The organism is Verrucomicrobiota bacterium, from assembly GCA_027622555.1.
Classification (GTDB): domain Bacteria; phylum Verrucomicrobiota; class Verrucomicrobiia; order Opitutales; family UBA2995; genus UBA2995.
This window is the reverse complement of the sequence record JAQBYJ010000007.1, coordinates 22,191-32,745: the sequence shown is the minus strand read 5'-3', so window position 1 is coordinate 32,745 and position 10,555 is coordinate 22,191. Positions and strand designations below refer to the sequence as shown.

10 protein-coding genes are annotated in these 10,555 nt (G+C 45.2%); 4 read left to right on the top strand and 6 right to left on the bottom strand.

Annotated elements, in window-relative coordinates; translation table 11 throughout:
* Positions 1-37: 37 nt before the first annotated feature.
* Positions 38-259 carry a nitrate/nitrite transporter NrtS gene (nrtS, locus tag O3C43_03290; protein ID MDA1065508.1) on the top strand — a complete coding sequence of 74 codons (222 nt, stop codon included), beginning with the start codon at positions 38-40 and terminating at the stop codon, positions 257-259.
* 120 nt (positions 260-379) lie between these two features.
* Here the strand turns inward: nrtS and recR are convergent, their stop codons facing one another.
* A complete protein-coding gene (recR, locus tag O3C43_03285) occupies positions 380-979 on the bottom strand; it encodes a recombination mediator RecR (GenBank protein MDA1065507.1) in 600 nt (199 codons plus the stop codon).
* A gap of 16 nt (positions 980-995) precedes the next feature.
* On the bottom strand, positions 996-1,304 hold the full coding sequence (locus O3C43_03280; GenBank protein MDA1065506.1) for a YbaB/EbfC family nucleoid-associated protein: 309 nt from the start codon (positions 1,302-1,304) through the stop codon (positions 996-998).
* 144 nt (positions 1,305-1,448) lie between these two features.
* On the opposite strand from O3C43_03280, the gene glnD reads away from it, so the two are divergent.
* Both glnD and O3C43_03270 read left to right on the top strand, forming a co-directional pair.
* On the top strand, positions 1,449-4,250 hold the full coding sequence (gene glnD / locus O3C43_03275) for a [protein-PII] uridylyltransferase (protein ID MDA1065505.1): 2,802 nt from the start codon (positions 1,449-1,451) through the stop codon (positions 4,248-4,250).
* A 1-nt stretch (position 4,251) separates the two neighbouring features.
* Positions 4,252-5,961, top strand: a complete 1,710-nt coding sequence (locus O3C43_03270) for a GAF domain-containing protein (protein ID MDA1065504.1) — start codon at positions 4,252-4,254, stop codon at positions 5,959-5,961.
* Between the two features lie 5 nt (positions 5,962-5,966).
* Here O3C43_03270 and O3C43_03265 read toward each other — a convergent pair whose 3' ends face one another.
* Positions 5,967-6,566, bottom strand: a complete 600-nt coding sequence (locus O3C43_03265) for an HNH endonuclease (GenBank protein MDA1065503.1) — start codon at positions 6,564-6,566, stop codon at positions 5,967-5,969.
* 133 nt (positions 6,567-6,699) lie between these two features.
* Between O3C43_03265 and O3C43_03260 the strand changes: the two genes are divergently transcribed.
* A complete protein-coding gene (locus O3C43_03260; protein MDA1065502.1) occupies positions 6,700-7,146 on the top strand; it encodes a hypothetical protein in 447 nt (148 codons plus the stop codon).
* A gap of 1 nt (position 7,147) precedes the next feature.
* Here the strand turns inward: O3C43_03260 and xerD are convergent, their stop codons facing one another.
* The 3 genes from xerD to O3C43_03245 all read right to left on the bottom strand — a co-directional run bounded on the left by xerD (position 7,148) and on the right by O3C43_03245 (position 10,506).
* Positions 7,148-8,077: a site-specific tyrosine recombinase XerD gene (xerD, locus tag O3C43_03255; GenBank protein MDA1065501.1), complete on the bottom strand. Its 930-nt coding sequence runs from the start codon at positions 8,075-8,077 to the stop codon at positions 7,148-7,150.
* Positions 8,078-8,160: 83 nt separating this feature from the next.
* Positions 8,161-8,577: a nucleoside-diphosphate kinase gene (ndk, locus tag O3C43_03250; protein MDA1065500.1), complete on the bottom strand. Its 417-nt coding sequence runs from the start codon at positions 8,575-8,577 to the stop codon at positions 8,161-8,163.
* A 96-nt stretch (positions 8,578-8,673) separates the two neighbouring features.
* The gene (locus tag O3C43_03245; protein ID MDA1065499.1) at positions 8,674-10,506 is read right to left on the bottom strand and encodes a hypothetical protein; all 1,833 of its coding nucleotides are present in this window, start codon (positions 10,504-10,506) and stop codon (positions 8,674-8,676) included.
* Positions 10,507-10,555 lie beyond the last annotated feature (49 nt).

Sequence of the window (10,555 nt, the reverse complement as noted above, 5' to 3'; positions counted from 1 at the left end):
TTTGCCAAGCAAAGGTTGCAGTGCAAGTCTGCATAAAATGAGTACATGGATTCAGACAGCGTCTTCTAACACCATTCAAACGAACGGGCTGAAAGCGGCGATTGTGGTGGGGACCTTCTTGAATCTTATTAACCAGGGAGACGCGTTATTGAGTGGAGCATGGAGCGAAATTCAGGTGCCTAAGTTACTGCTAACCTATTGTGTCCCTTACTATGTGGCGGAGTACGCAGGAACGCAGGCGAAGAGAGAGAAGGCTTAGACGGTATGCGTCAAACGCAAAAAATCGCCAGCCACTTCGACAAGCTCAAGGAATACAAGCTGGCTCCTGCTATGGGAATCTGGCCAGGTTGAAAATTGGTCAAATACGCCTGCTCAAACTTTAACTGTCGTAGATTCTGCGACCATCCATGGCCGATCTTAGGGTAATCTGATCAGCGTAAAGAATACCCCCACCACTGGGGAGACCGAAACCAATCCGGCTTACTTTTACTGGTAGATCACCCACTATGATTTCAACAATGTAGTGGCAGGTTGCTTCGCCTTCCATGTCGTTGGAAAGGGCCAGCACCATTTCGCTGCAGGTTCCTTCGGCGAGGCGTTTTTCCAAAGCGGCAAAATTGAGTTTGTCGGGACCTATCCCCTTAATGGGCGACAGTTTCCCGTGAAGCACATGATAGGCACCACGAAAAGAACCAGAGCCTTCGATTGCTAACAGGTCGGGCACTTGCTCGACAACACACAACACAGAATCATCCCTTCGATCGTCCTGACAGATATTGCAAAGCGGTTCTTCAGCCAGATTGCCGCAACGTTCACAGCGAGTAACATGACTAGCCGCATGGGAAAGCGCTTCCACCAATCCGCTCATGTTTTCAGGTTGCTCAACGAGAACATGAAGAGCGATGCGTTCGGCCGAACGAAATCCGAGCCCTGGCAGTTTCTTTAGTTGTTTTACCAGGTGATCAAAGGATGGGGTCATAGGGACAGAATAGAATCTACATCAGGCCAGGCATTTGCAGACCAGCCGTGATCTCACCCATTGCTTCTTCTTTGGCTTTGCGGGCGGCTACAATTGCGTCCTGAACGCCGGTGACCAAAGTTTCCTCAACAAAAGACCTATCCTCTTTAAGGAAATCCTCGTCCAACTGAATTCCTTTAATATCTCCCGAAATGGTAATGGTTATCTGGATGGCCCCGCCACCGCTGGAAATATCAAGCGTTTGAGTAGCCTGTTCGGCTTCCAAAGCTTCGATCTTTTTCTGCATTTTCTGAGCCTGTTTGAGAAGTTTTCCTACGCCTGCCATAATAAAAATGTGGTTTGATTATTGGGTGAATGTGCCAGACGGTTTCTCATAGCCTGCGGCAAGTCAAGCGGTTTGCCGAATCGTCAAATAGTACAAGATTCTTGCGCTTGAGAGGCGTGATCGTACACCCTTCATTCATTGCAAATGTCCAAATCAGCGGAAATTCAAAATCCTAAGGCCAAAACGGTAAAATTACAGGTACCTGAAAATACACCTCGTGATACACGTTTGGAAACCTATAAACTCTGGCTGGGACAAGAAGACCGTAAACTGAGGGAACTGCATATATCCCAAAGTTCGGGAATGAAAGTTGTGTCTGCCCGGTCAAATACCATCGATCAATTGCTGCAGCACCTGTTCGATTACGACTTGTCAGCGTTTGAGGCCGAGAACGGCAAGTTGCCATTTCCTATTGGGATTCTCGCCCTGGGAGGTTATGGTCGAGCGGAAATGTGCCCATATAGCGATGTGGATATTATGTTCCTTTACCCGGAAAAGGTACGAGAAAAAATACTCCCGAAATTCCAAAAAATATTCACGGAGCAGATACTCTACATGTTGTGGGACCTGGGGTTTAAGGTTGGACACTCGACCCGGACCATAAAACAAGCCATGGAAGAAGCGAGCTCAGACGTGTTGTCAAAAAACGCCATGTTGGAGTCAAGATTAGTGGCTGGCTCCGAAAGCCTGTACGAAATATTTGAAAAAGCGTTCAAACATTTTTGCGAAAAACAAGTTCAGCACTATATAGTGGACCGTCTTCGGGATCAGAAAGATCGCCGAATAAAATATGGGGATACGGTTCTCATTCAGGAGCCTGACATCAAAAATGGAGTGGGTGGTCTCCGAGACTACCAGAGCCTTTTATGGATGAGCCAAATTAAACTGGGATCCTCGAAGTTAAAGGAGATGGTCGAGCATGGGTATTTGTCCAAGGAGGAAAAAAGCAAACTGAAGAAGGCCTACGATTTTCTTCTTCGCACGCGTAATGAGGTTCATTTTCAGAGTGGACGAGTGACGGATCTATTGACGTTCGAATTGCAGTATGAAACTGCAAAAACCTTCAACTATCCACAAGAAGATCCTTTGAAACAGGTGGAAGCATTTATGCGCGACTACTATAAACATGCGCAGAATATTTATAAACTTTCCGTACTTTTGGAACAACGTCTGGCTATAGTAGAACCTGAACGGAGTAGTATTTCGTTCCGGGAAGTTCTTAAATCCAGACGCATGGAGAGGCCTCGTCTCATGGACGGTTTCATGGTTCGAGGAAAAGAGCTTACGCAGGAAAATCGCAATGTGTTCAAAGATGATCCGATACGCCTTATCCGTGTATTCAGACACTGCCAGCAGTTGAACCTGGAATTAGACTTTAATCTTCGTAACCTCATTTCGAAATCTTTGCATTTGGTCGACGACTCTGTCATTAATTCCATAGAGGCAAACGAAACGTTTCGATCCATTTTGTCGGAATTGGGCAATGTTTTCCCAACCCTTTACCTGATGCACGACATAGGCGTGCTGGGCCAATTCATGCCGGAATTTGAAAAGCTCACCTGCCTTGTCCAACACGAATACTACCACCGTTACACCATCGATTTTCATGTGTTGAATACCATCAAACAGCTGGACCAGGTGCTGACGGAGAGCACTAAGGAATTGCGTGTTTATCGAGAAGAATTTCACAATCTGGATGACCCCGCTGAGCTGTATCTCATCCTCTTGTTACACGACATAGGGAAAGGCGTCGGAATCAAAGGGCACGACAAAATAGGTGCGAAAATCTCAAAACCGATTCTTCATCGAATGGGCATCGATCCCGGGCTACACAAAGAAATTCTATTTATTATCAGCAATCATTTGGAAATGTCTCGATTCTGGCAACACCACGACATTGATGACCCGCAAAACATCCAATCATTTGCCAAAAAAATTGAAAATCAAAAGCAACTTAGCCTGCTGTTCATTCATACCTATTGCGATGCACGTGGAACTTCCTCATCGCTGTGGAACAGCTACAAGGACATGCTTCACCACCGTTTGTTTGCGGCTACAAAAGCTCATTATTCAGACGAACAAAGTCTGGAGAATGAGCTAAAAAAGAAAAAAGCCATGATCTACGAAAGCCTTCTTAGTCGTCAAATTGAGGATGTATCCCAAGAAGAAGTCCACGCACATTGCAACCTATTGCCGGAACGTTACTTCGTGCATAATAGTGTCGAGGAAATCGAAACCCATATCAAACTTGTTAACCAGTTGCTAATAAGCATTAACGAAGCTGAATCACTCGCGGCTTTAGCACCTGTGATTGATTGGACGGATGATTTCAATAGGGGACACACAGTGGTAACGGCAGTTACCTGGGACCGTGCAGGTTTGTTTTACCGCCTTGCTGGATCTTTTAGTCTGGCTGGCTTAAACATTGTAAGTGCAAAGGCGATCAATCGCATGGACAATATAACAATCGATACTTTTTATGTATGTGATGCCAAGGGAGGTATCGTACAAAGTAAATCAGTCCGTAACACTTTTGAACAATGTCTCGACCTGGCTGTGGTTAAAAATAATGACCTTACCAAAGCGATTCTTGAGAAATCGAAAGCTCAGAAGCCTGTTTCGCCCTTTAAATCAGACAAGCATTCGCACACCCCATTTCCCCAATCAATCGACGTTTACCGAGATGCAGAATTGCAAAAAACAGTGGTCGAAATTGAAGCCTACGATAAAATCGGCCTGCTCTATTTCCTGGGCAAGGAAATCTATGAACAAGGATACGATATGACCTTCGCACGAATCGCAACCGAACGGAATATCGCTGTGGACACATTCTACATTGAAAATTCACGCGACACTACCGAAACCAAGGATGACAGCAATTTAGTTGATCTCAAAAACAGCCTGGCCAAGGTTATCGACTCAGATAACCTTGAGGTGGTTGGCTAGAATGAGCAAAACGAACGAGCGCGATGCGCTTATAGATCTATTATACAGGATTCGAGTAATTGGCCACGATGCGGATAATCCGCAAATTGCGCTCGAGTCGATTCTGGAGCTGGTTATTCAGTTTTTTTCAGCCTTTGCGGCCAGTATTGCACTCATCAACCCCGATACCCGGGAACTGGAAATCGAAGTGCACAAAGGGCTCCCAGAAAATAGCAAAGACCTCAGTCTACCCATCGGAATAGGCTTAACCGGTTGGGTTGCTCTTCATGGGAAATCCTTGCGGGTAGACGATATAGAAAATGAACCCAGGTATTTTAAATTGTCCGACCAGGTAAAAAGTGAGTTGGCTTGCCCGATGGAAGAACATGGCCAAGTGATCGGGGTTATTTCTATTGATTCAGATAGAAAAAATGCTTTCTCAAAACAAACAGAGCGAAGCCTGGAAATCATAGCCAAAGAAACGACCCAGATAGTTAGCCAGATATGGTTGATCCAAACACTGAAAAACAGATCTGAACAATTGGAGGCACTCATATCCATGGGCCAGGATTTGGTTTCCAAGATGGATTTGGATGAGCTCCTGGAGACAATTAATGGCGAAACGCATAAAATAATGCGTTGTCGCTTATCGATGCTCCTGACCTTGAACCCGGAAGAGGATGCGCTGAAAATTCATTCGATCAAAGGCAACTCACGCGACTATGCCCCCCTACCCCAACTCGCGGTGGCAAATTCCTCGTTTGGTGCAGCGATCCAATTGAAGCGTCCGGTTGAGGTAGTCGATTTAAGAAAATATGAGGATGAACATTTTTGGGACATCGTAAACGGTGAGAAGCTACTCTCAATGATTTGCTGTCCAATTATTTGGGAGGGGAAGGTCATAGGTATTCTTGCCAGCTACTCGGATAAAGTTCACCGGGTAAACAATGACGAGAAACGAATACTAACGACCCTCGCGAGTTTCAGTGCGGTAGCTATTCAAAACCTGAGGCTTTATTTCCTTATGTTTGAAAATGAGGAGCATATTCAAAAGAACGACAAGTTGATTACTCTGGGGCTCCTGGCGGCGGAAATCGCACATGAAATCCGTAATCCACTCACGGTCATCAAGCTCCTGTTTGGAAGTTTGGACCTCCATTTTGAAGATGGAGATGAACGAAAAAAAGATGCCAAGATAATCGGTGAAAAGATTGGACAACTGGAAAGCATCGTTGAGCAGGTGCTCGATTTTGGGAAGACCTCAGAAACCCTGCATTCAAACTGGAATTTACAACAGCTGATCGAGGAAAGTATGCAGCTTGTCCGGCTTAAGTTGATCCAGAGTAAAATAACCATTCATTTTGACCGCGGTGAAGACCAGCTCGTGGTGGATGCCAATAAAGGGCAACTGCAACAGGTAATCCTAAACTTGATCCTGAATGCCACCCAGGCAATTCCCGATACCGGTGAAATCACATTTCGTTGTAGTAAGGACATTATAAACGGTCAGGCTTGCGGATGTATAGAGATTGAGGATACCGGCGCAGGAATTCCGGAAGATTTCAGGAATAAAATCTTCGATTCTTTCCTAACCGGACGTCCAGGCGGCACCGGGCTCGGATTGTCCATCGTTAAACGAATCCTCAGAAGCCACCAGGGAGATATAGAGGTAAAAGCGACAGGTCCAAATGGAACAACGATGAAGTTATGGGTACCTCTTTCCATGGGCTGACTCTTCTAGTTAACCTGCAAGGGTTTTAGAAAGTGATCCCATGAACGGTGCTGGTCCTTATTTTTAGCAACCGTTACAAATGGCCTCCATTTTGGTCGCACCGGCTTGCAAATCAAATGCATACCTGCCTCGTGCGGCAATCGATTTGCCTTCCGTGAATTACAGCTGATACAGGATGCAACCACGTTCTCCCATGAGGTACGACCTCCATGGTGGCGGGGAATCACATGATCTAGATTAAGCTCCATCTCCTTGAAATGCTTACCACAATATTGGCACCGGAAATTATCTCTTTCGAAAACGTTTTTACGGTGAAATTTTACTTCTTTAATCGGCAAACGATCAAAAAATTTAAGAATAATCACTTTCGGCAAGCGGATCATATACCGGACCGTATGTAGGCATTCGGCTTCATTATCTTTCGAAACCTCTGACGCATCCAACCATTGATCAAAGTCGTATAATTCAAAATGCTCATCATTTTGATGTATAACTTCGGCTTGTCCTTGCACCAAAAGGCTGAAGGCACGTTTCACGCCGACCACATTTATGGCCTGCCAGAATCGATTGAGAACCAATACTTGCCTAGTCAATACTACGTCCATCCGAAGCAACCTTTTAAATTGCAGCCAAAATCTCTGTCAAATTAATCTTTGTTAAGAATTGGAAAAAGGGGAAATCTGGTTGATTTATAAAGGGAACAGAAGCTATTAGACCCATCTCTAAAAACATACCGTTATGAAAACACTGATCATTACTTCATTAATAGGAGCACTTTTTATATCCGGTTGCGCGACTACTCCTCAATCCCGTGTGAACGAAAACCCGGGATTGTTTGACAGTTTCACGGCTGAACAAAAAGAAATCATTCTAAAAGGAGAGGTAGATTTAGGTTTCACACCAGAAATGGTTTTGATGGCAGCTGGGGTACCAGACAGAAAGGCAAAGAAGAGATCCAAAAATGGCAGCTCTGAAGTTTGGACCTACTACCAATATACCCCAAGGTCCATTCACGGATTTGGAAATTACGGTAGTTATTACTCTTACAATTCACGTTTCGGCGGTTGGTATAGAAATGGCTATTGGGGCGACCACGTCATAATCTCCCGGGAGGGCGAAAGAGAAAAAAATCTGGTCGTTGAATTTCAAAGAGGAGAAATCATCTCCTTCGAAATGGTACAATAAATCACCCCATTTGGTTTCTTGGGTGAAACTGATCGTGCTGCTCAATAAGCCGCTTGTCCTCAACGGCGGTATAAATCTGCGTCGTCGAAATATCGGCATGACCTAACATCTCCTGGATTGCTCGAAGATCTGCGCCACCACTCAGGAGGTGAGTTGCAAACGAATGGCGAAGTAAGTGAGGTTTAACGGGTTTGCTAATACCAGCTGCCACTGCGTATCGTTTTATAATTACCCACAGCATTTTTCGACTAATACCCTTGCCACGTTCGCTAAGGAAAATTTCGCTACCCGTAAGGGGTTTTACGAAAAAGGATCGACCCGAATCTAAATAGAATATTATCGATTCTATCGCTTTCGAACCAACAGGAACCAGCCGTTCTTTAGACCCCTTTCCAAACACGCGAAGGAAGCCATTTTCCAAATCCAATTGATGAAGTTCCAAAGCACCGAGTTCAGATACGCGTAAGCCACTTGAGTAGAACAACTCTAACATGGCTTTATCTCTCAAGCCATAAGGCGTATTGATATCTGGTGCATCAAGCAAGCGGTCAACCTCTTCAACACTTAGAGTAAGAGGAATTCGTCGCACCATTTTAGGTCCTGAAAGCAATTCGCTAAAATCATCCTTTCGGATATTTTCGCGAACAAGGAAACGAGCCATCAGGCGGATACTGGTCAATTTGCGTGCAAGACTTGCCACAGCATAATCCTCGCCGCTCAGAGAACTGATCCACAACGAAATGTGGTCAGACTTTACCGCCTCCCAATTCGTCACTCCAAGAGATTTTAGAAAACCGGCGCATTGCTCCAAATCTCCAAAGTAGCCGGCCACCGAATTGGAGCTAAGACCTTTTTCCAGTTCAACATGGACAGCAAAGGCTTCGATCAATTCAGCCAACAGCTCTGGAATTCGTGATGTGCAGCGGAACATGAGTTCAGGGAAACTACGACAACCCGAGGGGTTTAAAATAAAAAAAGGACCCAATGGCCTCTTTTAACAAAAACTGTGAGGACTTACTTGATTAAGTCCGAATCGGAAAAGAATCGCTTAATTTCCGCTTCTGCAGCTTCTGGACTATCAGAGGCATGAACCACGTTAATCATCACCGTTTCACCAAAATCACCGCGGATTGTTCCAGCTGGAGCTTGAGTGGAGTCAGTGGGACCGAGCAATTCACGCACTTTCTCGATAACCCCTTCACCTTGCAATATCATGGCAACCACTGGTTCGGAGGCCATAAAAGCTTCAATTTCCGGGAAAAAAGGCCGATCGGCGATATGGGCGTAATGCTCACGAAGAACGGGTGTCTCCAGTTGCATCATTTTACAGCCAGCGACGGAAAAACCAGCGGATTGAAAGCGACTTAATACGCTTCCCATCAGGTTCTTCTTCATGCAGTCGGGCTTGAATATAATCAATGTCTTTTCCATGGTAATCTTGTAGGAGTGTTACCTCCCCTGCTCTGAGGGTTCTAGGTAAGGCGGAAAAGCATCTAAACTTAGTTGGGTTTTTCAAGCTCGAATCTATCACAGTCCAACCAGGGTTTTGGCCTTCTGGATTTCCTTTGCCATCTGCGAACCCATCGTAGGTTGGAGAACCTTTTCAGCTTCCAGGACCGCAGACTTTGCCTCGCCCGGACGCCCTTTCTTGATTAAGTAGTTAAGGAAAGGCACGACGAGATCGTCTACGACCTGGATACCGCCTTGAGCGCCAACTTGATGAAGGATTTTTCGAAACACATACATTTGCGCTCCTCGTGAGTCTTCGCGCATCGATTGTTCCAGAACTGCCACCGCGTTGCCGATGGCAAGGTCAGAACGTGTATCTTTGTTTTTAAACGTTATTCGACTCCTCTCCAACCGCGCTGAGTTTGCACGTCCCGTTTCATCCAGATAATCGGCATACTCGGAAATAAAACGCGCTTCCAAATCAGAATACGTTCGAAGGGCTGATAACGCGGATTTATAACTTGCATCAATTTGAGATTGGGGCATCCCAAGGCCTTTTCTAAGATCAATAAGGATACTCCAAGCTCCCGCATTGCGACGATCAATGGCTACAGCATTTTTGGCTGCTGTTTCAGCGAGTTCTTTTTCGCTGAGGCTCGAATACAATCGAGCCCAATAGTAATGAATCTGCGAAGAAAAGTATGTCGCACTTTTATAGTAACCTGTTCCGATAAAGGCGACTTCGTGGTCCGAAATGAAATTCCATGTTTGAGGATGGAAAGCATGCCCCGTGACGAAACGTTGATCCGCATACCTTCCAGCATCCATTTCCCATTTCCCGCGAGAATTTAAATAACCGAACCATGCATGCCGCCCATCCAATCCAGATCCGAGAAACTCGATGGTCGGTAACCCCTGGACCTTGCCAACCTGGCTGGCAAAATAAGCTTGGTCTACACATATCCCGCCAACTTGCTTGATCGTTGCAAGAGAGTAGTCGTTGTAAATCCAATTAAATTGACCGGATTGCAAGCGGCTTAAATCGTAGTTAACGAGCGTGTACACCTGATCATATTCAGTTGGATCAATAGTAATATGTTGCCTAACCCATTCGATCTCAGAATCCGTTACAATCAGATCTACAAGGAAAATAGCTTCAGAAAGAGGAATTCGTTTTATCGATGAATGGAACCATTTTGCATTTCTGGCATTGGTAAAAAAATCAAACGTCTCGTCAGGAGTCCTGAGTTGGCGCGGAAGCACAGTTTGCCCAACTTGAGGATGTGGCCAAATTGGAGGTGGAGGGACGTCGTGCACGAATGCGATCGCAAATGCCAATTCCGGATGCTGGGTAAACAGATATTGGTTTTTTAAATACAGACGATCGAGAATCGAAAATGACTCGGTTAAAAGATCTGAAGGATCTCGCTGACTGTAAGTAGCTCTTAAAAGATCACCCCTTGAAAAAAAGTAACTAAAAAACTGATCACTCAATCGATCCCCAACGGCACCATCAAAGAATGGAATATTCGTCGGCATATTTGAATGCAGACGATTGGCCTTCCCCATTTTCTCAATCCACTCCGTGACGTAGTCGGATTCTTTTTCATACAACAGGTCGACCCACAGAAACGCATAAAGAAGACGCTCGGCGACCGGAAGGTGCCTCTCATAGGCGTCTTTTGCATCGACAAATAGTGACGTCCTCAAAGAGGACCATCCATGATTATTGCGATAATCCAAAAGTCGCTGCGGAAATACAGATGCGTTGGCTATGCCAATCCATGGATGCTCCTCTTCAGCTTGAGCGCTGGTGCAATACAAGAGAGCTAAAGATGCCCATAAAAAAATGTATTTAAAACAATTTCCGCACATACCAAATAAACGACTAAGCGAGTAGGTAAGTTGCACAAAAAGAAAGGGTTACTTTCGCAACCCTTTCTTTTTTAAAAGTCATTTA